At 71.3% G+C, this 23,223-nt stretch carries 24 protein-coding genes and 1 riboswitch; of the genes, 9 read left to right on the forward strand and 15 right to left on the reverse strand.

Going from position 1 to position 23,223, the window contains the following annotated elements; all coding sequences use genetic code 11:
- Nucleotides 1-76 precede the first annotated feature (76 nt).
- The 7 genes from ADL25_RS19450 to ADL25_RS19480 all read right to left on the reverse strand — a co-directional run bounded on the left by ADL25_RS19450 (nt 77) and on the right by ADL25_RS19480 (nt 5,407).
- Entirely contained in the window at nt 77-1,096 is a 1,020-nt protein-coding gene (locus tag ADL25_RS19450; RefSeq protein WP_059129034.1) for an alcohol dehydrogenase, read from the reverse strand.
- Between the two features lie 168 nt (nt 1,097-1,264).
- Nucleotides 1,265-1,744 carry a general stress protein gene (locus tag ADL25_RS19455; RefSeq protein WP_059129035.1) on the reverse strand — a complete coding sequence of 160 codons (480 nt, stop codon included), beginning with the start codon at nt 1,742-1,744 and terminating at the stop codon, nt 1,265-1,267.
- Between the two features lie 127 nt (nt 1,745-1,871).
- The gene (locus ADL25_RS19460) at nt 1,872-2,348 is read right to left on the reverse strand and encodes a hypothetical protein (RefSeq protein ID WP_059129036.1); all 477 of its coding nucleotides are present in this window, start codon (nt 2,346-2,348) and stop codon (nt 1,872-1,874) included.
- Complete coding sequence (locus tag ADL25_RS19465; RefSeq protein ID WP_059129037.1) at nt 2,332-2,823, reverse strand: RNA polymerase sigma factor; 492 nt, start codon at nt 2,821-2,823, stop codon at nt 2,332-2,334. Before ADL25_RS19465 ends, ADL25_RS19460 begins: the two co-directional genes overlap by 17 nt.
- Nucleotides 2,824-2,912: 89 nt before the next feature.
- Nucleotides 2,913-3,524 (reverse strand): class F sortase, encoded by a 612-nt coding sequence (locus tag ADL25_RS19470; protein WP_059129038.1) that lies wholly within the window; start codon nt 3,522-3,524, stop codon nt 2,913-2,915.
- On the reverse strand, nt 3,521-3,895 hold the full coding sequence (locus tag ADL25_RS19475) for a hypothetical protein (protein ID WP_059129039.1): 375 nt from the start codon (nt 3,893-3,895) through the stop codon (nt 3,521-3,523). The genes ADL25_RS19470 and ADL25_RS19475 overlap by 4 nt, the downstream gene beginning before the upstream one ends.
- Nucleotides 3,896-4,144: 249 nt before the next feature.
- On the reverse strand, nt 4,145-5,407 hold the full coding sequence (locus tag ADL25_RS19480; RefSeq protein WP_059129040.1) for a DUF418 domain-containing protein: 1,263 nt from the start codon (nt 5,405-5,407) through the stop codon (nt 4,145-4,147).
- A gap of 193 nt (nt 5,408-5,600) precedes the next feature.
- Between ADL25_RS19480 and ADL25_RS19485 the strand changes: the two genes are divergently transcribed.
- Genes ADL25_RS19485 through ADL25_RS51895 form a run of 3 tightly spaced genes read left to right on the forward strand, consistent with a single transcriptional unit; the run spans nt 5,601 to nt 7,726 of the window.
- The gene (locus ADL25_RS19485) at nt 5,601-6,269 is read left to right on the forward strand and encodes a response regulator (protein ID WP_059129041.1); all 669 of its coding nucleotides are present in this window, start codon (nt 5,601-5,603) and stop codon (nt 6,267-6,269) included.
- Nucleotides 6,266-7,387, forward strand: a complete 1,122-nt coding sequence (locus ADL25_RS19490) for a sensor histidine kinase (protein ID WP_059129042.1) — start codon at nt 6,266-6,268, stop codon at nt 7,385-7,387. The genes ADL25_RS19485 and ADL25_RS19490 overlap by 4 nt, the downstream gene beginning before the upstream one ends.
- A 30-nt stretch (nt 7,388-7,417) precedes the next feature.
- Entirely contained in the window at nt 7,418-7,726 is a 309-nt protein-coding gene (locus ADL25_RS51895) for a hypothetical protein (RefSeq protein ID WP_059129043.1), read from the forward strand.
- Nucleotides 7,727-7,842: 116 nt separating this feature from the next.
- Here the strand turns inward: ADL25_RS51895 and ADL25_RS19500 are convergent, their stop codons facing one another.
- The gene (locus tag ADL25_RS19500; protein ID WP_059129044.1) at nt 7,843-9,282 is read right to left on the reverse strand and encodes a gamma-aminobutyraldehyde dehydrogenase; all 1,440 of its coding nucleotides are present in this window, start codon (nt 9,280-9,282) and stop codon (nt 7,843-7,845) included.
- 164 nt (nt 9,283-9,446) lie between these two features.
- Between ADL25_RS19500 and ADL25_RS19505 the strand changes: the two genes are divergently transcribed.
- From ADL25_RS19505 to ADL25_RS19530, 6 genes are all read left to right on the forward strand, one after another.
- Nucleotides 9,447-9,962, forward strand: a complete 516-nt coding sequence (locus ADL25_RS19505; protein ID WP_059129045.1) for an Lrp/AsnC family transcriptional regulator — start codon at nt 9,447-9,449, stop codon at nt 9,960-9,962.
- Nucleotides 9,963-9,964: 2 nt separating this feature from the next.
- Nucleotides 9,965-11,329, forward strand: a complete 1,365-nt coding sequence (locus ADL25_RS19510; RefSeq protein WP_059129046.1) for an aspartate aminotransferase family protein — start codon at nt 9,965-9,967, stop codon at nt 11,327-11,329.
- A gap of 219 nt (nt 11,330-11,548) precedes the next feature.
- On the forward strand, nt 11,549-12,283 hold the full coding sequence (locus ADL25_RS19515; RefSeq protein ID WP_059129094.1) for an ABC transporter ATP-binding protein: 735 nt from the start codon (nt 11,549-11,551) through the stop codon (nt 12,281-12,283).
- Entirely contained in the window at nt 12,265-13,515 is a 1,251-nt protein-coding gene (locus ADL25_RS19520; RefSeq protein ID WP_059129047.1) for a hypothetical protein, read from the forward strand. Before ADL25_RS19515 ends, ADL25_RS19520 begins: the two co-directional genes overlap by 19 nt.
- Before the next feature lie 121 nt (nt 13,516-13,636).
- Nucleotides 13,637-14,044, forward strand: coding sequence for a VOC family protein (locus ADL25_RS19525; protein WP_059129048.1), 408 nt, complete (start codon nt 13,637-13,639; stop codon nt 14,042-14,044).
- Nucleotides 14,045-14,269: 225 nt separating this feature from the next.
- Nucleotides 14,270-14,950: an LAETG motif-containing sortase-dependent surface protein gene (locus ADL25_RS19530; RefSeq protein ID WP_059129049.1), complete on the forward strand. Its 681-nt coding sequence runs from the start codon at nt 14,270-14,272 to the stop codon at nt 14,948-14,950.
- Between the two features lie 81 nt (nt 14,951-15,031).
- Here ADL25_RS19530 and ADL25_RS19535 read toward each other — a convergent pair whose 3' ends face one another.
- From ADL25_RS19535 to ADL25_RS19565, 7 genes are all read right to left on the reverse strand, one after another.
- Complete coding sequence (locus ADL25_RS19535; protein WP_059129050.1) at nt 15,032-16,063, reverse strand: ABC transporter ATP-binding protein; 1,032 nt, start codon at nt 16,061-16,063, stop codon at nt 15,032-15,034.
- Between the two features lie 2 nt (nt 16,064-16,065).
- The gene (locus ADL25_RS19540) at nt 16,066-17,748 is read right to left on the reverse strand and encodes an ABC transporter permease (RefSeq protein ID WP_059129051.1); all 1,683 of its coding nucleotides are present in this window, start codon (nt 17,746-17,748) and stop codon (nt 16,066-16,068) included.
- Nucleotides 17,724-18,761, reverse strand: a complete 1,038-nt coding sequence (locus ADL25_RS19545) for a thiamine ABC transporter substrate-binding protein (protein WP_059129095.1) — start codon at nt 18,759-18,761, stop codon at nt 17,724-17,726. The genes ADL25_RS19540 and ADL25_RS19545 overlap by 25 nt, the downstream gene beginning before the upstream one ends.
- 125 nt (nt 18,762-18,886) lie before the next feature.
- Nucleotides 18,887-18,992, reverse strand: a riboswitch (TPP riboswitch).
- A gap of 32 nt (nt 18,993-19,024) precedes the next feature.
- The gene (gene rlmN, locus ADL25_RS19550; RefSeq protein WP_059129052.1) at nt 19,025-20,131 is read right to left on the reverse strand and encodes a 23S rRNA (adenine(2503)-C(2))-methyltransferase RlmN; all 1,107 of its coding nucleotides are present in this window, start codon (nt 20,129-20,131) and stop codon (nt 19,025-19,027) included.
- A 268-nt stretch (nt 20,132-20,399) separates the two neighbouring features.
- On the reverse strand, nt 20,400-21,326 hold the full coding sequence (locus tag ADL25_RS19555; RefSeq protein WP_059129053.1) for a hypothetical protein: 927 nt from the start codon (nt 21,324-21,326) through the stop codon (nt 20,400-20,402).
- Nucleotides 21,323-22,249, reverse strand: a complete 927-nt coding sequence (locus tag ADL25_RS19560; RefSeq protein ID WP_059129054.1) for an ABC transporter ATP-binding protein — start codon at nt 22,247-22,249, stop codon at nt 21,323-21,325. Before ADL25_RS19560 ends, ADL25_RS19555 begins: the two co-directional genes overlap by 4 nt.
- The gene (locus tag ADL25_RS19565; protein WP_059129055.1) at nt 22,227-22,637 is read right to left on the reverse strand and encodes a GntR family transcriptional regulator; all 411 of its coding nucleotides are present in this window, start codon (nt 22,635-22,637) and stop codon (nt 22,227-22,229) included. The genes ADL25_RS19560 and ADL25_RS19565 overlap by 23 nt, the downstream gene beginning before the upstream one ends.
- Nucleotides 22,638-23,223 lie beyond the last annotated feature (586 nt).

A 23,223-nucleotide genomic window follows, 5' to 3' on the forward strand; every position in this document is an offset into this window, starting at 1 on the left:
GAAGGGTGTCCGTATGCGGGCCGTACCGGACGCCGGACCGGCCGGGACCCTTGCGGGCCCGGGCCGGGCCCCGCCGTCACCCACCCATGGTCAGCACCATGCGGAACCGTGCCGCGCCGGACAGCATGCGCGCGTAGGCGTCGTTGACCTCCTCCAGCGGCATCGTCTCGACCATGGGCCGGACGCCGCTGCGGGCGCTGAAGGCCATGGTCTCCTCGACCTCCCGCGCCGTGCCCGACGGATGCCCGCTCACCACCCGGCTGGTGCCGATCAGCTGCACCGGTGCCACCTCGAGCGACTGGTCCGTCACCCCGATGGTGACCAGCTGACCGCGCGGGGCGAGTCCGTCGATCGTCGCCGACATGGCGTCCGCGCTCGCCGCCGTGCCGAGGACCACCTTCGCCCCGCCCAGTTCCTTGAGCATCCGGGCCGGGTCCGAGGCCGAGCTGTCGATGTAGTGGTCCGCGCCCAGTTGTCTGGCCAGCGCCTCCTTGTCCCGGCCGCGGGCGATCGCCACGGTCTCGAAACCCATCCTGGCGGCGTACTGGACGCCGAGGTGCCCGAGGCCGCCGATGCCGAGGACCGCGACCAGGTCACCGGCGCGGGCCACACTTGTGCGCAGCCCCATGAAGGAGGTCACACCCGCGCATCCGAGCGGTGCGGCGTCGACCGCGGACAGACCCTCCGGAATCTGGGCCAGGGCCTCGACGGGCGCGACCATGTGGGTGGCGTATCCGCCGTCGTACGCCAGCCCCGGCACCTTGAGGTTCTCGCAGCTGATGAAGTCGCCCTGGCGGCAGCGGCGGCAGTGACCGCACTGACCCCCGAACCACCCCACCTCGACCCGGGTGCCCACCGCCCAGCCGACGACCCCCTCGCCCACCGAGTCGATCCGGCCGGCCACCTCGTGCCCGGTCACGAGAGGGAACCGCACGGCCGGGGAGGGTGTCTGCACGAAGACCGAGTCGGTGTGGCAGACACCGGACGCCTCCACGGCGATCCGTACATGTCCCGGCCCCGGCTCGGGCAGCTCCCGTTCGACGATCTCGAAACTCCCCCGGGGCTCGGCCACCTGGGCGACTCGCATCACGGACATGGTTCTTCCGCTCCTTTGCTGTTGTCGGCACACCGGACATTCAGCTAGGAATCATCCCTTTCCCGGACCCGCCGGGGCGCCAAGACGCGCGGCACCCCGCACCGTCCGGTGCACGGGCCGGTGGACCGGCCGCGGGCGTGTCCGGTCGCGGCGGGCGCCCGTACCCGCTCAGCTCTCGCGCCAGCCGAGCTTGATGAGCATGTTCTTCGCCTCCTCCGCGACCTCGGCCTCGGCGACCACGTCGTAGCGGGCGGCGACGATCTGGCTGCGGGACGCGAAGTCGCGTCGGCCCCCGGTGAACGCGTGGCCGGCGAAGCCGAAGAGCGCACCGAAGATCGCGCCGTAGAACAGACCGCTGATCATCAGTACCAGCACGTGATGGTTGCCCGCGGCGAACAGTGACAGCAGCAGGCCGATGAGCAGCCCGAACCAGGCGCCCGAGCCCGCGCCGGCCAAGGCGGCCCGCCCGCGGGTGAGCCGGCCGAGCACCGTCTCCACCATCCGCAGGTCCGAGCCGATGATCGCGGTGCGCTCCACCGGGAACTTGCTGTCGGAGAGGAAGTCGACCGCACGCTGTGCGCCCTCGTAGGTCGGATACGAGCCGACCACCGGCCGGTCGAGCGGCGCCGTGGGCGGATGCTGGGTCATCACGGGGCTCCCTTCCTCGCCTCCCCCGTGAAGCAGCCTGCTGCGCGGCGGCGGCCCCCGCAAGGCGGGCACGAGAGCAGGGAGGAGGGCGGGCGCGGCCCCACCGGCTCCCCCGCCGTCGGGAGCGTCAGCGGGCGGAGGGCGACGGCTCGCCCCGCATCGCGTTCGACGCCACCCGTCGCTCCCGGGTCGGCGACACCGGACCGCCCGGCGCGTCGCTTCCCACGGCCGAGGACCGTGCCGTCGGGCGGGGTTCGACACGCTCGGGCGGCACCGACGGCACGGGCGACGCCGACGGGGTGGGCACCACCGAGGGGGTGGGCGACCCCGCGTGCCCGCTCGCGGGCGGCGGCGCGAGCGGCACCGCCGGGGAGGCGGGCGCACCGGGGCTCGCCAGGTGAAGGGGCAGCGCGACAAGAACGGCGACCGCGCAGGACGCGCCGATCCCCGCCGCGGCACGCAGCAGCCTGCGGCGGCCCGCGGCGCGGCGGATCGCCTCGTACCGACCGGGGGGCGGGCCGAGGTGCTCGGCGGGCGGCCGCAGGATCACCGCGAGAGGGTCGTCGGAGCCGAACTCCGGGCCGTCGTCAAGGCGTGTGGTCAAGGCTTCTCCTCAGGTGGACGCGGAGCAGTTCTCGGGCCGCGTGGAGATCGGCCTTGACGGTTCCTTCCTTGCGCCCGGTCAGCGCGGACACCTCCCGGATCGGCATGTCGGCGTAGTAGTGCAGCAGGATCGGCACCCGGAGTCGTTCGGGAAGCGACTGTACGAGCAGCCGCACCGACGGGTCGGTCTGCTCGGTGTGCGGGCGGACGGCGGCCTCGGAGGTGGCGCGGCGCACGGCTCTGCGCTCGCGTTCCAGTTTGCGCCAGTGGTCCCGGACGATGTTGGCCGCGGTGACGAAGAGGAAGCCGCGGGGCTCCTCCACAGTCGTCCAGCGGGCCCAGAGCCGGGTGAACGCCTCCGAGGCGATCTCGTGGGCCGTCTCGTCGTCGTCGACGAGACGGCGGCACCAGCCGGCGAGGCGCGGGTAGAGGGCGGCGAACAGCTCGGACGCCGCCTTGTCACGGGACCGTTTCAACGCTCTCCATGGTCGTGGGGGCACTCGTGGGGAAGGATGCCGGGCCGACGGCGTACGTTCCATGGGCCCGGCATCCGAGCAGGACCGGGTCAGGGGGCAGCGGAGCTCAGCGTCGCGAACACGATGACGTTGTCGAGGTAGCCGTCACCGCTACGGGGTCCACCGCACGTGATGAGCCGCAGCTCCGGACGGTTCACATCCCCGTAGACGTCCTGTGCGGGGAAGTCGGTCTTGGCGACCGTCCGCACGTCGCCGACGGTGAACACCGCGGACGTGCCGTTCTCCAGACGCACCACGATCCGGTCGCCCCGGTGCAGCCGCGCGAGGTGCCGGAACACCCCGTCCCCGTAGGCACCGACGGTGACGTGCCCGAGGAGGACCGACGGGCCGACCTGGCCCGGCGTCGGCGACTGCCGGTACCAGCCCGCCCGGTCGTCCGCCTGGATCGGGGGCACCTGCACGCTTCCGTCCGGCGCCAGCCCCAGCTGCATGACCGGGGTGTCGACGCCGATGGCCGGGATCCGCAGCCCGACCGGGACCGAGCGACCGAGGGGGTGTACGGCCCGTGCGGCAGCATGCGGGGGCGGCGGCGTGCTCACGGCCGGTGCGGTCGTGGCCCGATGGTTCGGATGGCCGGCGCACCCCATGAGCACGCAGGCCATAGCGGCCGTGGCGAAGGCGCGCCTGGAGAGCGGTGTCATGCCCCGGTCGCCCGGCGGCGACGCACGACGAAGACCGCCGCGCCGCCCGCGACGAGCGCCGCGGCGGCACCCCCGCCGATCAGCCCGCCCTCGGACCCGGACGACGAGGACACCGCCGTCACTCCGGTGTCGGGCGCGCCCTTCGGCACGACGGAGACCTGGCCGCGCCCGTTGGCCCGCGTCGGCGCCGCGCTCGGGACCGCGCTCGGGGCCGAGGACCGGGTGGCCGGGACGGGGCTCGGACCGGCCGGGGCGGCCGCGCCCGGGCGGGTGCTGGGGACCGGGCTCGGCCCGTCGGCGAACGCGGGCACGGTGCCGGCCAGCACGATGGTGCTCCCGAGTGCCAGGGCGCTGAGGACAGTTCGGCGCATCGAATCGCTCTCTTTCGTCGGCCCGCCCCATACGCGGCGGGCTGAGTTACGGATCGAGCGAAGAGACGAGGCGGCAAGGGAGCGGGTTGTAAAGAGCCGGCAAAGCCGCCGGGCCGCGGCGCGGCGGCCCGGTTCCCGGCGTACAGCGCGGGAACGGCGGCTCCGTCCGAGTGGAGCGGCCGTCCGGCCCGCTCCGCAGGCCAGTCGGGGCGGCGGAGCGGCGTGAGTCCCGGGCGGGCCGTCGTCCTCCTACTTGACCAGGAGCGCGGGCCGGGTGGCCAGATGCAGCAACTGCTCCATGGGGCCGCGGCGGAAGTGGCGGGCCCACACGGTCGCCACCAGCGCGGCGGACGCGATGAAGCCGAGCAGCACCGGCAGCGCGGCCATGGTCTCGTCCTCCACCAGGGGCACGTACCAGACATGGGTGAGGAACCACAGGGCGACGATGTGCGCTACGTAGACCGTGAGCGCCATCTTGCCGACCGACGCGACGGGCGTGGCCATACGGGTGAGTCGCGGCAGCCTGGCGGCGACGGTCAGACACGTGGCGACCGCCATGACGACGACGCCGATGTTGCCGACGATGGAGAACGTCGTCTCGCTGTGCGGTGCTGCCACCAGCAACCACGCGAGCGGGGTTCGGCCCTCGGGATCGCCGACCGTGTCGGACCACCACGCAGCCGACGCCGAACCGCCGTCCGTGGCGGCCGCGACGGCCGTCATGGCGTGCGGGACCAGATGCAGGGCCAGCCAGGACCCCCCGTAGCCGAGCAGGGCGAGCCCCCCGCCGGTCAGGGCCATCCGGGACCGGATACCGGGGCGAGTGAGGTCGAGTCGGGCCAGCGCCATGCCCGCGACCAGGAACGGCACCCAGGTGAGCACCGGATACGTCCCGGTGAACAGCAGCTCGACGATGCCGTCCGTGCCGGTGACCCGGGCCAGCGGGTCATGGTCGATGACGGACTGTGCCCAGTTCCCGTTGTCGATCGAGGCGTTTATCGCGTGCAGCACCAGGGGCATGACCACCGCACCCGTGGCGGCGATGAGCGTGAGCGCCCCCGCGCGCAGCCGGTACAGCGGGAGGACGACGAGGAACAGCAGCGCGTAGAAGCTGAGTATCACGTCGATCGAGGTGCCCAGGGCCGTCAGCGCATAGCCGATCACGCCGATGACGACCGTGCGGATCACGATCCTGGTCATCGCCTGGCGGCCGGAGCGGCCGGTACGGGGCTGTGGACGGCCCATGATGATGATCAGCGAGAAACCCGCGAGCACCGCGAAGAGGGCGGAGGACCGCCCGCGCGCCAGCTCCAGGAGGAAGCCCACCGGGCCGCCCACCGACACATCGGGGCCGACGTGGGCCGCGTACATGCCGAAGACCGCGAGCCCACGGGCCAGGTCGATACCGATCAGCCGCCCGGTCGACGGCGTGGCGGCGGACGCGCGGGTTCGGTCCGCCTCGAGCGGGCGCGGCTCCGCCGGGGGCGCGGGCGCCAATACGTTCTGCGTCATGCCCTCAGCATTCGCCGCGGCCTCGCCCCAGCCATCCCGGCGGCTTTCCGAAGGCACCCCGCCGACCGGCCGAAGCTCCCCCCGCCAACCGGCTGGAATCCGGCCGCGCGGCCGTCGACACCCACTTCCCCCGCCACGGACGACCCTGACGGGGTACGCATCCAAGAGAGGGGATGCGAGGAGCGGAGCGCACGTGATCCGGGTACTGGTGGTCGACGACGAGGCCCTCATCCGCACGGGCTTCACGCACATTCTCGACGCGGCGGACGACATCCAGGTCGTCGCGGCGGTCCCCGGCGGCCAGGCCGTGCGGACCGTCCAGGAGCTGCGCCCCGACCTCGTACTGCTGGACATCCGGATGCCGGACGTGGACGGGCTCACGATTCTGGCCGAGGTCCGTCGCATGCAGGACCCGCCCGTGGTGGCCATGCTCACGACGTTCGACACCGACGAATACGTGGCGGCCGCACTCCGCTCGGGGGCCGCCGGATTCCTGCTCAAGGACACCGACCCCGAACAGCTTCCCCATCTCGTGCGCACGCTGGCCCGGGGCGGGACCGTGCTGTCGTCCAAGGTCACCCGCACCATGGTCGACGCCTATCTCGACAGGGGTGCGCACGAGCCCTCCGCCGTCCGCCTCGTCGAGCGGTTGTCCGAGCGCGAGCGAGCCGTTCTTGTACTCATGGCCGAGGGCCTGGCCAACACCGACATCGGCGAGCGGATGCACCTGAGCACCGGCACGGTCAAAGGGCACGTCAGCGCGGTACTGAGCAAGCTGCAGGTCGGCAGCCGGGTCCAGGCGGTGCTGATCGCCGAGCGCGCGGGGCTGCTCACGCCGCCGCAGGACGAGGACACTCCATGAGCCCCTGGCGCCTGCCCGCCCCCGTCGTGGACGGCCTCCTGGTCGGGGCCGCCCTGGTGGACACATGGGTCAACGTCGACCTCACGGACCCGGCGGAGACGGCCTGCGCGCTGCTCGCCGCCTTCGCCCTCGCGCTGCGCCGCCGACTGCCGCTGACGACCTTCGTGCTCACCCTCCCCACCGCCCTGATCACCGACGCGGTGTTCGCCACCATCGCCGCGCTGTACACGCTCTCCTCGCTCAGCCGACGCCTCTGGCTGCCGGCGGTCTGCGCCCTGGCCTTCGCGGCGGCCGACTTCCTGCCCTGGCCGTGGTCGGCGGTGCGGCCGGCGGAGCTCACCCGGACCCCCGGTCTGATCCAGCTCATCTACACCCTGGCCACCGCGGCCGCCCCCGTCTTCCTGGGCCAGCTCGTGCAGGCCCACCGGGAACTGTCCCTGCGGCTCGCGGAAATCTCCGAGGCCCGTGAGCACGAACGGCTCCTGACCGACCAGAGCATCCTGTCGGAGGAACGGGCCCAGCTGGCCCGGGAGATGCACGACGTCGTCTCGCACCAGGTCAGCCTCATCGCCGTGCAGGCCGGGGCGCTCCAGGTGGGCAGCCGGGACAACGAGACCAGGGCAGCGGCGGCCACGATCCGGCAGCTCAGCGTGCAGACCCTGGACGAACTGCGGCACATGGTCAGCGTGCTGCGCGCCTCGGGCGGCCGCCGTACCGAGCTCACGCCGCAGCCCTCCCTGGCCGACCTGCGCCGGCTGGTCGCCGGCAGCGGCATCGAGGCGGAACTGGAGACGGATCTGCCCGGCGACCTCCCGCCCACCGTCCAGCGCGCCGTGTACCGCGCGGTCCAGGAGGCCCTGACCAACGTCCGCAAACACGCCCCCGGTGCCAGGGCGACGGTGCGGATCCACCACGGCGACGGCGCCCTCCACACCGTCGTCACGAACACCGCACCCACCCGGCCGGCGCTCGCCCTGCCCAGCGCCCACCACGGCCTCGTCGGCCTGCGCCAACGCGCCGAACTCCTCGGCGGCACGGTCGAGGCCGGCCCGACGGCCGACGGCGGCTACCGACTGCATCTGGAGCTGCCGTCCGAGGGCCCGACCAACCACGAGTAGGCGGCGCCGCTCGGCGGACACCCGACGGATGTGACGCCCTACAGCCCCACGATCGTGTTCCACCGCTTGGCGAACTCCACCCGCTCCAAGGACGTGATGTCCCGTGCGATCGCCAAGATCGCGGCCCGGTTGCTCGGCGCAGGAACGGTCTCCGGGCGCCACGTACGCGCCGGGTACGCCGCAGCCGGCGAGTGCGCCGAGGAGCGCGCCCCCACCGAGGGTGCGCAGCAGCTGGCGGCGGGTCGGGGTGGGCTTCTTCGGTGTCCGGTGCATCCGGGCAAGCATGCCGCCGCCGCCCTCGGGCCGACAATCGACGCCCCGTCGAGCCGCTCCCCGTGAATCCGACACCTTGTCGGCCGGGGCGGAACGGCGTTTCGGGCGTGCCTCGCACCGCAAAGCGCGCGGCCCCGGGAGGGACAACTCCCTCCCGGGGCCGCGCGCTTGCGGTGGCTCGCTCACACGTCCAGCGACGTCATCACGTGCTTGATCCGGGTGTAGTCGTCGAAGCCGTACGCCGAGAGGTCCTTGCCGTAGCCGGACTTCTTGAAGCCGCCGTGCGGCATCTCCGCGACCAGCGGGATGTGCGTGTTGATCCATACGCAGCCGAAGTCGAGGGCCTTGGACAGACGCATCGCACGCGCGTGGTCCTTCGTCCACACCGAGGAGGCGAGTGCGTACTCGACACCGTTCGCGTACTCGAGGGCCTGCTGCTCGTCCGTGAAGGACTGGACGGTGATGACCGGGCCGAAGACCTCGTTCTGGATGATCTCGTCGTCCTGGAGGAGGCCCGCGACGACGGTCGGCGCGTAGAAGTAGCCCTTCTCGCCGACCTGGTGGCCGCCGGCCACCACCTTGGCGTGTGCGGGCAGGCGCTCGATGAAGCCCGCGACCTGCTTGAGCTGGTTCGGGTTGTTGAGCGGCCCGTAGAGCACGTCCTCGTCGTCCGGCTGACCGGTCCTGGTCTCCGACGCGGCCTTGGCGAGCGCGGCCACGAACTCGTCGTGGATGGACTCCTGGACGAGGACGCGGGTGGCGGCCGTGCAGTCCTGGCCGGCGTTGAAGAAGCCCGCCACCGAGATGTCCTCGACGGCCTTGGCGATGTCGGTGTCCTCGAAGACGACGACCGGCGCCTTGCCGCCCAGCTCCAGGTGGACGCGCTTGAGGTCCTTCGACGCGGACTCGGCGACCGACATGCCCGCACGGACGGAACCGGTGATGGACGCCATCGCCGGGGTGGGGTGCTCGACCATCATCCGGCCGGTGTCGCGGTCGCCGCAGATGACGTTGAAGACACCCTTGGGCAGGACCGAGCCGATGATGTCGGCGATCAGGACCGTGGACGCCGGGGTGGTGTCGGACGGCTTGAGGACGACCGTGTTGCCCGCCGCGATCGCCGGGGCGAACTTCCACACCGCCATCATCATCGGGTAGTTCCACGGCGCCACCTGGGCGCAGACGCCGACCGGTTCGCGGCGGACGAACGAGGTCAGTCCGTCCATGTACTCGCCGGCCGAGCGGCCCTCGAGCATCCGTGCCGCGCCCGCGAAGAAGCGGATCTGGTCCACCATCGGCGGGATCTCCTCCGAGCGGGTCAGCCCGATCGGCTTGCCCGTGTTCTCGACCTCGGCGGCGATCAACTCCTCGGCGCGCTCCTCGAACGCGTCGGCGATCTTCAGGAGGGCCTTCTGGCGCTCGGCAGGCGTGGCGTCCCGCCATGCCGGGAAGGCCGCGGCGGCTGCGGCCATCGCGGCGTCGACGTCGGCCTGCCCGGACAGCGGGGCGGTCGCGTACGCCTCACCGGTCGCGGGGTTGACCACCTCGGTGGTCCGACCGTCGGCGGCGTCACGGAATTCGCCGTCGATGTAATTGCGCAGACGACGCAGCTCGGTGCTCACTGCCGGCCCTCCAAGTTCGGTGTCCAATCGCTGAGACACCCACCCTAATCCGTGGCCCCACGTTTTCAACAGTCCCGATCCCGCCATCGCTGCGAAATCCGCAGGCTTCCCTCACATAGACAACGAATTTCATCGATCCAGCCTTGCGAAACTGTCGAGACGTCGTGCACAGTGACGTCGTGGCCAGTCGAAGCGCAGACCAGAGGGACTCCCGCGAGTTCAGGAACGGCAACACCCAGCCGGACGCCGTGTCCCTCGCGATCATCGAGCAGCTCCAGGAGGACGGCCGTCGGCCGTACGCAGCGATCGGCAAGGCGGTCGGCCTCTCGGAGGCGGCCGTGCGCCAGCGCGTCCAGAAGCTGCTCGACCAAGGCGTGATGCAGATCGTCGCCGTCACGGACCCGCTCACCGTGGGCTTCCGCCGGCAGGCGATGGTCGGGATCAACGTCGAGGGCGACGTGGAGTCCGTCGCGGACGTGCTGACCGCTATGTCGGAATGCGAGTACGTGGTGATGACCGCAGGCTCGTTCGACCTGATGGTGGAGGTCGTCTGCGAGGACGACGACCACCTGCTGGATGTCATCAACAAACGCATCCGGGCCCTGCCCGGAGTGCGCTCCACCGAGAGCTTCGTCTACCTCAAGCTCAAGAAGCAGACCTACATGTGGGGAACCCGATAGCCGTGAGCACAAAGGACCTCAGCAAGACCGCGTACGACCACCTGTGGATGCACTTCACCCGCATGTCCTCGTACGAGAACGCGCCCGTCCCCACCATCGTCCGGGGCGAGGGCACCTACATCTACGACGACAAGGGCAAGCGTTACCTCGACGGTCTCGCCGGTCTGTTCGTGGTCCAGGCGGGCCACGGCCGCACCGAGTTGGCGGAGACGGCGTTCAAGCAGGCTCAGGAGCTGGCGTTCTTCCCCGTGTGGTCGTACGCCCACCCGAAGGCCGTGGAGCTGGCGGAACGTCTCGCCGACCAGGCACCCGGAGACCTGAACAAGGTCTTCTTCACCACCGGCGGCGGCGAGGCGGTCGAGACCGCCTGGAAGCTCGCCAAGCAGTACTTCAAGCTGGTCGGCAAGCCCACCAAGTACAAGGTCATCTCGCGTGCGGTCGCCTACCACGGCACCCCGCAGGGCGCCCTGTCCATCACCGGACTGCCGGGACTGAAGGCCCCCTTCGAGCCGCTGGTCCCCGGCGCGCACAAGGTGCCGAACACCAACATCTACCGCGCCCCGATCTTCGGTGACGACCCCGAGGCCTTCGGCCGCTGGGCCGCCGACCAGATCGAGCAGCAGATCCTCTTCGAGGGCCCGGACACGGTCGCCGCGGTCTTCCTTGAGCCCGTGCAGAACGCCGGCGGCTGTTTCCCGCCGCCGCCCGGGTACTTCCAGCGCGTCCGCGAGATCTGCGACCAGTACGACGTGCTGCTCGTGTCGGACGAGGTCATCTGCGCCTTCGGTCGCCTGGGCACGACGTTCGCCTGCGACAAGTTCGGCTACGTCCCGGACATGATCACCTGCGCCAAGGGCATGACCTCGGGCTACTCCCCGATCGGCGCGTGCATCGTCTCCGACCGCCTGGCCGAGCCGTTCTACAAGGGCGACAACACCTTCCTGCACGGCTACACCTTCGGCGGCCACCCGGTCTCCGCGGCCGTGGGCCTGGCCAACCTCGACCTGTTCGAGCGCGAGAAGCTCAACCAGCACGTGCTCGACAACGAGGCCGCCTTCCTGACGACCCTGCAGAAGCTGCACGACCTGCCGATCGTCGGAGACGTCCGCGGCAACGGCTTCTTCTACGGCATCGAACTCGTCAAGGACAAGGCGACCAAGGAGTCCTTCAACGAGGAGGAGACCGAGCGCGTCCTGTACGGCTTCCTGTCCAAGGCGCTGTTCGAGAACGGCCTGTACTGCCGGGCCGACGACCGCGGCGACCCGGTCGTGCAGCTCGCCCCGCCGCTGATCTCCGACCAGCGGACGTTCGACGAGATCGAGCAGATCCTGCGCGCGACGCTGACGGAGGCCTGGACCAAGCTCTGAGCCACCCGAGGCACAGATCATCCTTCTGGATGATCAAAAACCGGCCCCGTACCGCCCGTTGGAGTGAGAAACGGCGGTACGGGGCCGTCGCTGTCCGCGGCTTCCGGCGCAGTCTGCCTAGCGTGCCATGTGACCGATCGCTTCTGCCTTCGTTCCCCCGAACGGGTCCCCCGGACGGGGATCGGCACGGGACTACGGATCTGAACCGAGGTGTACGCGATGGTGACCCCGCCGGACAACGACGTGCTCTGGGCACGCGCTCTGCACTTCCAGCACAACGGCTCGCCCGCACTCTGCGGTGTCTCGCTGGGTGTACGCGAGGGCGAGATCTTCGCCGTCACGGGCCCCCGCGGCAGCGGCAAGACGACCCTCCTGCAGTGTCTGGCCGGGTTACTGCCCGTCCAGCGCGGTGAGGTCTGGTTCAACAGCACACCGGTGCACACCATGGGCGCGATCACCCGGGAGCGGCTGCGCCGGGACCGGTTCGGCTGGATCGATCCTGCACCTCTGCTCCTGCCCGAACTGAACGCCTGGGAGAACGCCGCTCTGCCGCTGATGCTGCGCGGCACGAGCCGGCGCCGGGCCAAGACCAGCGCCCTCGAGTGGCTGGAACGCCTCGACGTGGGCGACCGCGCCCGCAAGCGCCCCTACGAGCTCCCTCAGGCCGACCGGCAGCGGATCGCCGTCGCCCGGGCGCTCGCCTCGTGCCCGACCGTGCTCTTCGCGGACGAGCCGACCGCCTCGCTGCATCGCGCCGATGCCGGCCAGGTGCTGCGCACGCTCACCGCGGCGGCCCGCTCGCACGGCATCACCGTCGTACTGGCCACGCATCCGGCGGACGCCGTCGCGGTCGCCGACCGCACGATGTCCCTGCTGGACGGACGGCAGGTCAGGACCGTCCATCTGCCACCCGTCCCCGAGGAAGGCCGAGCGCCGTGCTCGCTCTCCGTCTAGCGCGCGGGGCCCACCCCCTGGTCCAGTTCCGTCGGCTCCTGGTCGCGGCGGCCTCGGCGGGTACGGGCTTCCTGCTGCTGTGCACGCTGGGATACGCGCTCGCGCATCCGGAGGCGTCGGCCGGTTCGGTACAGCGGCTGGCCTGGTGCGCCGTGCCGACGGCCGCCACCGTGTACCTCGCGGTCACCGTCGCCCGTACGGACCCGGGGACCCGCCCTCGGTCGGGTCTCTCGACGATCGGTCTCGGCCCGGCGCGGCTGATGGCCCTCTCGGCGGTGACCACGGCCCTGTCGACCGTGCTCGGCTCGCTGCTCGCGCTGCTGGCCTTCCTGCACCTGCGCGGTGACCTGCCCGTACTTCGGTCGGACCGGACGGCCGCCGGATTCCTCGCCGCGGACCAGTCCCTGCCGCTGCCCGCCGTGCTGACCCTCCTCGTTCTGGTGCCGCTCGCCGCGTCCCTGGGCAGCGCCCTGGCCCTGCGCCCGAAGGACGGACGGGCGCGGCGGCCCGGGCGGACCGACACCGGCGCGCAGACCGCCGCCGAGTCCGGGGACGTGCCGGACGATCGGGCCCCGGACTCCCCCGACGAGATGTCCGTGCCGGACCTGCCGCTCGCTCCCCGGCCCGCCCCTGGCGGCCTCCCCTGGGGTGTGGCCACGCTCGCCGCGGGGCTCGCCGTGGAGACGCATGCGAGCGGGGGCGGTCAGCAACAGGGTCTGCATCTGCCCGGCGGTCTCGCGGGCGGACCCGCCGGGGTGCTGGCGGGCTGGGCGCTGACCGCGCTGGGGCTGGCGCTGGCCGGGCCCGCGCTCGCCTATCTGTGCGGTTCGCTGCTGCAGTCGATGAGTCCGGGGGCGGTGCGCCTGCTCGCCGGCCGCGGTCTGCAGGAGGAGGCGCGGCGGATCGGCCGTCCGCTCGGCGTGGTCTGCGCGGTGGCGTCGGCGGCCTACGCGACGGCGGCGCTGTACGGCGGCGCGGGCCCGTCCCTGGGGCCGCTCACCGTGCTCGGTGCCGTGCTCGTGGCGGGCTGCACGCTCGCAACGCTGGCGACGGCGGCGGTCGAGGCGCGGCAGGACCGCGCCGACACGATCGCCGCACTCGTACGGCTGGGCGCGCCGGCCACCGTGCTGCGCACCGCGGCACTGCTGCGCGCGGGGGCGCTGGTGGTGGTGTTCGTGCCGGTGACATGGGTGGTCGCGGAGCTGGCGGCGATGCCGCTGACCCGTGGATAGGGCCGGCGCGCTGGTCCTTCGAGAGCCGGCTGGGAATCACCCGGGCCGGCGGCGATGACTTTCAGGACGGTTCGCGGTCCATGACTGCGTAGGACCCGCACACCACCGGGAGAGAGTGCTCATGTACCAGCAAATGATCTTCGTGAACCTGCCCGTCGCCGACGTCGACACGTCGAAGAAGTTCTTCACGGAGCTGGGCTACACGATCAATCCGCAGTTCACGACGGACGACTGCGCATGCGTCGTCATCAGCGACACCGTCATCGCGATGCTGCTGAGCAAGCGGCGCTACGCCGACTTCACACAGAAGGAGATCGCGGACGCCACGAAGACCAGCGAGGTGCTGCTCTGCCTGAGCGCCGAAAGCCGGGCGAAGGTCGACGAACTGGTCGACCGGGCGCTCGCGGCGGGCGGCTCCGGCTCCCGTGAGGCGGTCGACCACGGCTATATGTACGGCCGCGCGTTCGACGACCTGGACGGCCACACCTGGGAGGTCATGTGGATGGACCCGGCGGCCGTGCAGGGCTGAGCGGGCGTCGCCGAACGGCGTACGACTGCGGGGGGCTTGAGGGCGTGTCGGCGGGGTTCAAACGCCGGAATGGTTAACGAGAGTGTAAAGGCGACGGTCATGCCGGACATCGGCGTTGACAGCACTTACCCGCCCCTTATAGACCTGTGAGTCTCTTGGGATTGCTGTTGTTGCAGCAACAGCCCCTGGAACCCCCCGCAGTTGCGCATCCCGCGAAGGGCAATCGTGTCCATATCCTCCCGCACCGCTCGAACGGTGCGCATCCTCGGCGTCGCATCCGCCACCGCCGCGCTCGCTCTCGGCGCCGCCGGCAACGCGCTCGCCTGCAACATCCGTGACTTCTCGGCCGTCGCGTCCTGCGACGACAACGGGAAGGGCCTCATCACCGTCAAGGACATCGACTCCTCCGGCAAGACCGCGACCGTCACGGTCTACCTGGAGTCGAACGGCGCAGACGCCAAGCAGATCGGTGAGCAGACCGTCAACGGCACCAAGGAGGGCGCGACCATCACGTTCTCCGAGGACTGGGCGGCCAACTCCCAGTACCGCGTGCACGTGAAGGTCAACGGCCTCGTCGACGAGGACATCAAGCCGCTCCTGACCACGCCGGGCAAGGCGTGCCAGACGGCCGAGACGACGCCGCCGGCGTCCGACACCCCGACCCCGTCGGCGCCCGCATCTCCGTCCGATTCCGCCGCCCCTTCGGCGTCGGCGTCGGACAGCGCGGCTCCGGTTCCGGCCGGGGACAACTCGCCCTCGCCCGCGGCCGGTACCTCGAACCTCGCTGAGACCGGTGCCAGCTCCAGCACGCCCATGATCGCCGGGATCGCCGGTGGTCTGGTCGTCATCGGCGGTGGCGCGGTGTTCTTCGGCATGCGCCGTCGCAGCGCGTCGAAGGTCGGCTGACGCCTCCACGAGGCGCGTACGCACAAAGGCCCGTCCCCTGCCGGGGGCGGGCCTTTGTGCATGCCCGAACGTGCGGTCGCCCTAGACGCCGGAAGAGCCCCCGAGGACGACGACTTCGGCCGCGTCGAAGACGACACCGACCTCGTCCCCGGGCTCCGGTGCGGTGCGCAGTGGGCATGCCGCCTCCAACCCGGGGGCCTGCTCGGGCCGGAGGTGCACCGCGACATGGGTTCCGCGGAAGGTGCGCGCGGCCACGGTGCAGCGCAGTCCGTCGGAGGCGTCGACGAGCCGTACCCCGGCAGGCCGGACAAGCAGTGTGCCCGGTCCCTGCGGTGAGCCCTCCGGAACGGGGAGCTTGCCCCACGGTGTGTCCGCCGCCTGGCCGGTGACGGTCGCCGCCACCACGTTGCCGAACCCGAGGAAGCGCGCGACGAACTCGTCCGCGGGCCGTTGCCAGACCTCAAGAGGGCTGCCGGACTGGGCGATCCGCCCGTCGCGCATCACGACCACCCGGTCGGCGAGTGCAAAAGCCTCGCCCTGGTCGTGGGTGACGGCGAGCACGGTCGTGCCCAAGCGCCCGAAGAGCTCCCGCAGTTCCACCACCAGGCGTTCACGCAGCGACCGGTCGAGCTGTCCCAGCGGTTCGTCCAGCATCAGCAGCCGGGGCCCGGGCGCGAGGGCCCGGGCGAGCGCGACCCTCTGCTGCTCCCCTCCGGAGAGCGAGGCGACGGCCCTGCGCGCGGCCCCGGGCAGCCCGACGAGGTCGAGCAACTCCGCGACCCTGGCCTCCTGCTCGCCGCGCGCGGCACCGTGCATACGGAGTCCGAAGGCGACGTTCCCGCCCACGTCCCGCTGCGGGAAGAGCTGATGGTCCTGGAACATCAGGCCCACTCCGCGCCGGTGCACGGGTGTCCCTTCCAGATCACGACCCTCGAGGAACACCCGCCCGCCGTCCAGGGGTTGAAGCCCCGCCACGGTCCGCAGCAGTGTCGACTTGCCGCTTCCGCTCGGTCCGAGCACGCAGACGATCTCGCGCTCGGCGACCTCGAGGCCGACCCGGTCGAGTGCCGCGCGCCCCGCGAAACGTACGGTCGCCTCCTCAAGCTTGAGCATCGTCAGAACTCCCCCGTCCGATCCGTCCGCAGCCTCTCCAGGACCAGCAGCGCCACCGCGCACACCACCATCAGAATCGTCGAAAGGGCCATGGCCTGGCCGTAGTTGAGATCACCGGGCCGTCCGAGCAGGCGGGCCACGGCGACGGGGAGCGTCGGATTGTCGGGCCGCGCGATGAACACCGTCGCCCCGAACTCGCCCAGCGACACGGCGAACGCGAACCCGGCCGCGACCAGCAGCGCCCGTCGCACGATCGGCAGGTCGACCTCCCGCCACACCCGCCACGGCGAGGCCCCGAGCACGGCCGCGGCCTCCCGCAGCCGTTCGTCCACCGCCCGCAGGACGGGCAGCATCGTGCGTACGACGAAGGGGGCGCCCACCAGCGCCTGTGCGAGCGGCACCAGGATCCAGGAACCGCGCAGATCCAGTGGCGGCCTGTCGAGGGTGATCAGGAATCCGAAGCCCACGGTCACGGCGGACACGCCCAGCGGCAGCATGAGCAGGGCGTCGAACGCCCGCACGAGGCGGCCGGCGTCCCGACGGGCCAGGGCCGCGGCGGCGAGCGAGCCGATCAGCACGGCGATCACCGTGGCCACCGCGGCGTATCGCAGCGAGTTGCCGATGGCCTCGATCGGAGCGACCAGGAAGGTGCCGCCGTCGTCGCGTGTCAGCGCCCTGTAGTACGCGAACCGGGGCGCGTCGAGGGATCGTTGCACCAGGACGGCGAGCGGCAGCACGAGCAAAACGGCCACCGTGACGAGAACTGCGCCGAGCAGCGCCCGCTGCGCCGCGCCGCGCGGCCTGCGCGCCGTGAGGGAGGCGTCGACCAGCCGCAGCGCGCTCTCCCGGCGGCGCACGGTCCAGGCGTGCAGCACGAGGATCGCTCCCACCGCCGCGAACTGGAGCAGCGTGAGCACGGCGGCCGTGGACAGGTCGAAGATCTCCGAGGTCTGCCGGTAGATCTCCACCTCCAGCGTGGAGAAGGTGGGGCCGCCGAGGATCTGCACCACGCCGAACGAGGTGAAGGTGAACAGGAACACCATCAGGGCGGCGGCCGCCACGGCCGGGCCCAGCGCGGGCAGCGTCACCCTCCGCCAGGCCGCGAGCCGGGAGGCGCCGAGCATCCGGGCCGCCTCCTCCTGGCGCGGATCGAGCTGTGCCCACAGACCGCCCACCGTGCGCACCACGACCGCGTAGTTGAAGAAGACATGGGCCAGCAGAATGGCCCATACGGTCGTGTCGAGCCGCAGACCCCACAGGTCGTCGAGGAGTCCGCCACGCCCGACGAGCGCCAGGAAGGCGGTGCCGACGACGACGGTCGGCAGCACGAACGGGACCGTGACGACGGCCCGCAGCACGTCCTTGCCGGGGAAGTCCAGGCGCGCGAAGACATAGGCGCCGGGGAGCGCGACCAGCAGCGTGAGGGCGGTGGAGGCGAGCGCCTGCCAGGTCGTGAACCACAGCACATGCCGGATGTCGGGCTGGGCGAGCACCTCGGCGAGACGCCCGAACCGCCAGGTCCCGTCGACGTGCAGGCCGCGCGCGACGATCGCGGCGACGGGATAGGCGAAGAAGACCGCGAAGAACGCGACGGGCAGGGCCATCAGCCCGAGCCGCGCCGCGCTCCCGCGGGCTCCCGGGGCCGTCTCGGCGGCCTCGCTCACTTCAGTACGAGCGACGTCCACGACTTGACCCACTGGTCACGGTTGGCGGCGATCAGGTCCGGGGCCATGGTCTCGGGGTCCGTGGCCGCGGGACCGTACTCGGTGAACTCGGCCGGCACCTTCGCGCCCTGGACCACCGGGTACACGAACATGTTGAGCGGCATGTCCTCCTGGAACGTCCTGCCGATCAGGAAGTCGACGAACGCCTTGGCGCCCTTGGTGTTGCGGGCGTTGCTCAGCACGCCCGCGAACTCGATCTGACGGAAGCAGGTGCCGGTCGCGACGCCGGTCGGCGCCGTCTTGGGCCGCGGCTGGGCGTAGACGACCTCGGCGGGCGGCGAGGACGCGTACGACACGACGAGCGGCCGGTCGCCACCCGCCTTCCTGCCCCCTGCCGAACCGGAGAACTCCTGGTCGTACGCCTGCTCCCAGCCGTCGACCACCTTGACGCCGTTGGCCTTGAGCTTCTTCCAGTAGTCCGGCCAGCCGGTGGCGCCGTACTCGGCGGCGGTGCCCAGCAGGAAGCCGAGGCCGGGCGAGGACGTGGAGGCGTTCTCGGTGACGAGGAGGTTCTTGTACGCGGGCTTCGTCAGGTCGTCGAAGGAGGCCGGCGGGGTCAGCTTGTGGTCGGCGAAGTACTTCTTGTCGTAGTTGACGCAGATGTCGCCGTAGTCGATCGGGGTCACCCGGTGCTTGTCCTTGTCGAGCTGGAACCCGGCTCCCACCTGGTCGAGCCCCTTGGCCTCGTACGGCTGGAACAGCCCGTTGTCGAGTGCCCGCGACAGCAGGGTGTTGTCGACGCCGAAGAAGACGTCGCCCTGCGGATTGTCCTTGGTGAGGATCGCCTTGTTGACGGCCTGCCCGGCGTCGCCGTCCTTGAGGACCTTGACCTTGTAACCGGACTCCCGCTCGAAGGCCGAGACGACGCTCTTGGAGGCGGCCCACGAGTCGTGGCTGACGAGGGTCACGGTCCTGGAGTCGCCGCCGCTCCCGCTCGCGGAGCCGGACGAGCCGCACGCGGACAACGTGACCATGCCCAGCCCGACGACCGCGGCCGCGAACCGCTTACCGGTGATGCTCACTGAATTTTCCTCCTGGGGTGTCCAGGAAGAGACGCGGCCCTGCCCGGGACCTTTCGGATCCGGGCAGGGCGCAACAGCTCGAGTGAAGACCGAACTTCCTACCCAGAATGACCTGGGCGAGGTTCAGAGGGTCTGCGGGCTCTCCCGCACTCTCAGCGCTGTGGCGCTCCCCTGTCGGAATATGAAGATGTACTGACCGGGGCCAGACTACCGCCCTAACGCTCGCCGGCCGCCAGCTGCCCGCACGCTCCGTCGATCTCCTGGCCACGGGTGTCCCGGACGGTCACCGGCACTCCGTGCGCGGCGATCGCCTCGACGAAGGCCTTCTCGTCCTCGGGACGTGACGCGGTCCACTTGGAGCCGGGAGTCGGGTTCAGCGGGATCAGGTTCACATGGACGGGCTTGCCCTTGAGCAGCCGGCCGAGACGGTCGCCCCGCCATGCCTGGTCGTTGATGTCCCGGATCAGGGCGTACTCGATGGACAGCCGGCGGCCGGACTTCTCGACGTAGTCGAAGCCGGCGTCGAGGACCTCGCGGACCTTCCACCGGGTGTTGACGGGCACCAGGGTGTCGCGCAGTTCGTCGTCCGGCGCGTGCAGTGAGATGGCGAGCCGGCACTTGAAGCCCTCGTCGGCGAAGCGGTGGATCGCCGGCACCAGTCCGACGGTCGACACGGTGATACCGCGCTGCGAGAGCCCGAGCCCGTCCGGGGCGGGGTCGGTGAGCGCGCGGATGGCGCCGACGACGCGCTTGTAGTTGGCGAGGGGCTCGCCCATGCCCATGAAGACGATGTTGGACAGCCTCGTCGGGCCGCCGGGGATCTCTCCGTCGCGCAGCGCCCGCATGCCGTCCACGATCTGGTGCACGATCTCCGCGGTGGACAGGTTGCGGTCCAGCCCGACCTGGCCCGTCGCACAGAACGGGCAGTTCATGCCGCAGCCCGCCTGGGAGCTGATGCACATGGTGACCCGGTCGGGATAACGCATGAGCACGGACTCGACGAGGGTCCCGTCGAACAGCCGCCACAGCGTCTTGCGGGTCGTGTCCTCGTCGGTCGACAGATGCCGTACGACGGTCATCAGCTCGGGAAGCAGCGCCTCCTGCAACCCCGCCCGGGCGGAGGCGGGGATGTCCGTCCACTGATCGGGGTCGTGCGCGTACCGGCCGAAGTAGTGCTGCGAGAGCTGTTTGGCGCGGAACGGCTTCTCACCGATCGCGGCGACCGCCTCCTTGCGCTCGGCGGGCGTGAGGTCGGCGAGGTGCCGCGGCGGCGTCTTGGCTCCGCGCGGCGCGGCGAAAGTGAGTTCTCCGGGCTTAGGCATGGCCTTATCAGTGTCGCAGATCCAATCGGGTGACCTGCGGCCGTCGTTCGCTACGACTGTCGTTAGTAGGCGTCACCGGTCATCGTCGAGCGGCCTCGGACGGCCCGGAGAGGGCCCGGCGGTGATCACTCGTCGGCTGCCCGCCAGTCGTCGGGCCGGACCCTGACCCGGCGGTTGCGGGCGTGCCCGCGCCGGCGGTGGATACCGACGGGTGCGGGTGATCGCGCGCCCCGGTCGTTCACTGCGCCGACCGGGACGGCGGTGCGCGTCAGCGCTGTGCCGTTCTGTGGCGTACGACCCGCAGAGCCGCCTGGCCGAACAGGGCGGCAAGCGCGAGGACGAGCACGCTGGAGGCGATCTGGTAGCCCCAGTAGTCGCCCGGATCAAGGGAGTTGATCAGGTAGGAGTCCTCAGGCAGGGCGTCGTAGAACTGCAGGCCGAGCACACCGCCGGGGTGCAGGCCGTGGACCTTGGAGAACAGCGGGAAGTCGAGCAGCAGCACCGCCCGGGAGCGGACCAGGACCGCGGCCGCCAGCCAGGCGAGCGCGGGCCCCGCGACCAGGGCGAGCCAGGCGCGGCGCAGCAGGGTGCCGGCCAGGGCGCCGGCCGCGACGCCGAGCACGACGTAGGCGACGGTGACGGGGCCGATGGTGTAGTACGCGTTCTGCCGGTCGGAGCCGTAGGTGAGCAGGTCGAGACGGAGGGCGTGCACGACGCTGATCCGGTACGCCACCACCAAGGGCACGGTCATCGCCGCGATGATCACCGCCAACGTCGACCAGCGGGCGGTGAACCAGCGCCCGGGGGCGATCGACTGGGTCAGGACAAGGACGACACGCCCGCTCTCCCACTCGCGCGCGGTGAGCACACCGGTCAGCAGCGCCGCGAGCAACGCCGGCCGGAAGGCAACGCTGGTGCCGTCGCTCAGCAGTTTCGCCGTCTTGTTGTGGGCGTCGTCGACGTAACGCCCGAAGTGGTAGGCGCGGCTGCCGACGTGGTCGCGCAGCGCCACGGCGTCCGTCCAGCCGTCGTAGTGGTGGATGAGCACGGCCGCGGCGCGCCCGGCCAGCACCAGCAGGATCAGCAGGGGAATCCAGTACTGCCGCACGGCGATCCGCACCAGCGGCAGACGGCCCCCGGGCCGGGGCGTCTTCAGCCCTGAAGTTCCGGAGGCGATGGGGGTGGTGGCGCTCATGCGGCGGTTTCCTTGACATGCAGGCGGGACGGCGGGGTCGGGGAGAAGGCCAGTCCGGGGACCCCGGACGCGGCGAGGTGGGCCAGGACCAGCTCCTCCAGCGAGGGCGGCCTGACCTCCCAGTCGTCACCCGGCGCTCCCGCGGGGCGGATCAGCGCGCTGGTGCCGCGGCCGGCCGGGCGGGCTTCGACGACCGTGTGGCCTGCCAGCCGGTCGGCGCCGCCCGGCAGGGTGACCACGGCGTGGGCGGCGATGAGCTCGTCGATACCGCCGCACAGCCGGGTGGTGCCCTCGTCGAGCAGCAGCAGGTGATCGCAGGCGTCGGCCAGCTCGGAGATGATGTGCGAGGACATCACCACCGTGGTGCCGGTGTCGGCGACATGGGCCATGAGCAGACCCATCAGCTCCTGACGGGCCAGCACGTCCAGATCCGCCATCGGCTCGTCGAGCAGCAGCAGGTCGGCGCGCTTGCCCAGGGCGATGGCCAGCGCGATGCGGGTGCGCTCACCGCCGGACAGATCGCCGATCCGGTCGTCCTTGTGGAACCGTTCCGGATCCGCGACCCGCGTCGCCAGCTCCGCGTCCCAGTTTCCGACGTTCAGGCGCGCGCCGAGCCGCAGTGTCTCGGCGACGGTGAACCGGTGGAACAGCGGGCGGTGCTGGGCGAGATGGGCGACACGGGGGTGCCCGGCCCACACCGGGCCGCCGAACACCTCCAGGGATCCGCGGTCGGTCCGCTGCACGCCGGCCGCCAGCTCCAGCAAGGTGGACTTGCCCGCGCCGTTGGGGCCGACGAGAGCGCAGACCACCCCGGCGGGAATGTGGAAGGTGCAGTCGTCGAGTACGTCCGCACCCCTGCGCCGGTATCTCTTGCTGACGCCGTCGGCGACGAGCGCCGCATCAGGCCTGGGGGGGTACGACATCGGGTTCCTTCGATGGATAGAGATCTTCGAGCACGTCGGTGAAGAGAGCGGCGAGGTCGTCACGTTCCAGCCCCGCCGCACGGGCCCGGGCGGCCACGTCGGCGAGTTCGGCATGCCAGGGCGAGTCGGCGGAGGACGCGCCGAGCGTGCCGGTCACGAACGTCCCATGCCTGCGCCGGGTCTCGACCAGGCCCTGGGACTCCAGCTCGCGATACGCCTTGAGCACGGTGTTGGGATTGAGCGCGGTGGCCTCGACCACCGCACGCGCCGTGGGCAGCCGGTCACCCGGCTGCAGCAGACCCAGCCGCAGGGCCTGCTGCACCTGTTGGACGATCTGCACGTAGCTGGGAACCCCGCTCCGCCGATCGATCCGGAAGGAGAACGCCACCGACGCACCCCCATTCCACTAATGAACTAGTGGAATGATGCATTGAGGCGGGACCCCACGTCAAGCCCGGTCCGGCGACGGGCGGCGGGGCGCGTTCAACAACGGGGCCCGGAGGCAGGGAGGCGGCGAGGCCCATACACGGGCAGCCGTACGCACAACAGCGCCCCGCCCGCCGGACGGGGCGCCTGCGCGACGCGAGTCGACACACCGCGCGAGCCACTCGTCGGTACGGGCGGCGCTGATCCATCAGCACCTGCGAATGGCCACGATCGCCGAATGGCCGACACGACACGGCGTGACGCGACGGGAGATCGACCCACCAAGCGGCTTCGGAGGGCCCGGAGACGGCCTCAAGGCCCCGGCTTCGGGCCGTGGACCTACCCTCCGAAGCCGTCCCGGACGATGCGGCGGGCCACCGTGACACGGGCCCCGGCGAGTTCAGCGGCGATCACAGCTGTGCCCTCCCCCATGCCCGCGACCCCTCCCCAGAAGCCCGTCCATGACACACGGAGTCGATCATCGGGGGTCGCATGCGTAAAGGCCCTTCCGGGCAGTGCGGCCCGTCTGTGATTCAAACGAAACCCTC

The sequence above is a fragment of the Streptomyces sp. NRRL F-5122 genome, from assembly GCF_001507435.1.
Classification (GTDB): Bacteria; Actinomycetota; Actinomycetes; order Streptomycetales; family Streptomycetaceae; genus Streptomyces; species Streptomyces lannensis.

Bases quoted from the DNA above. Each gene is read 5' to 3' on its own strand.
- ADL25_RS19475 (WP_059129039.1), bottom strand. From the start codon at position 3,895: ATGCGCCGAACTGTCCTCAGCGCCCTGGCACTCGGGAGCACCATCGTG.
- ADL25_RS19515 (WP_059129094.1), top strand. From the start codon at position 11,549: ATGGTGACCCCGCCGGACAACGACGTGCTCTGGGCACGCGCTCTGCAC.
- ADL25_RS19555 (WP_059129053.1), bottom strand. From the start codon at position 21,326: ATGAGCGCCACCACCCCCATCGCCTCCGGAACTTCAGGGCTGAAGACG.
- ADL25_RS19455 (WP_059129035.1), bottom strand. From the start codon at position 1,744: ATGACCCAGCATCCGCCCACGGCGCCGCTCGACCGGCCGGTGGTCGGC.
- ADL25_RS19535 (WP_059129050.1), bottom strand. From the start codon at position 16,063: ATGCTCAAGCTTGAGGAGGCGACCGTACGTTTCGCGGGGCGCGCGGCA.
- ADL25_RS19450 (WP_059129034.1), bottom strand. From the start codon at position 1,096: ATGTCCGTGATGCGAGTCGCCCAGGTGGCCGAGCCCCGGGGGAGTTTC.
- ADL25_RS19545 (WP_059129095.1), bottom strand. From the start codon at position 18,761: ATGGTCACGTTGTCCGCGTGCGGCTCGTCCGGCTCCGCGAGCGGGAGC.
- rlmN (WP_059129052.1), bottom strand. From the start codon at position 20,131: ATGCCTAAGCCCGGAGAACTCACTTTCGCCGCGCCGCGCGGAGCCAAG.
- ADL25_RS19560 (WP_059129054.1), bottom strand. From the start codon at position 22,249: ATGTCGTACCCCCCCAGGCCTGATGCGGCGCTCGTCGCCGACGGCGTC.
- ADL25_RS19470 (WP_059129038.1), bottom strand. From the start codon at position 3,524: ATGACACCGCTCTCCAGGCGCGCCTTCGCCACGGCCGCTATGGCCTGC.
- ADL25_RS19480 (WP_059129040.1), bottom strand. From the start codon at position 5,407: ATGACGCAGAACGTATTGGCGCCCGCGCCCCCGGCGGAGCCGCGCCCG.
- ADL25_RS19490 (WP_059129042.1), top strand. From the start codon at position 6,266: ATGAGCCCCTGGCGCCTGCCCGCCCCCGTCGTGGACGGCCTCCTGGTC.
- ADL25_RS19525 (WP_059129048.1), top strand. From the start codon at position 13,637: ATGTACCAGCAAATGATCTTCGTGAACCTGCCCGTCGCCGACGTCGAC.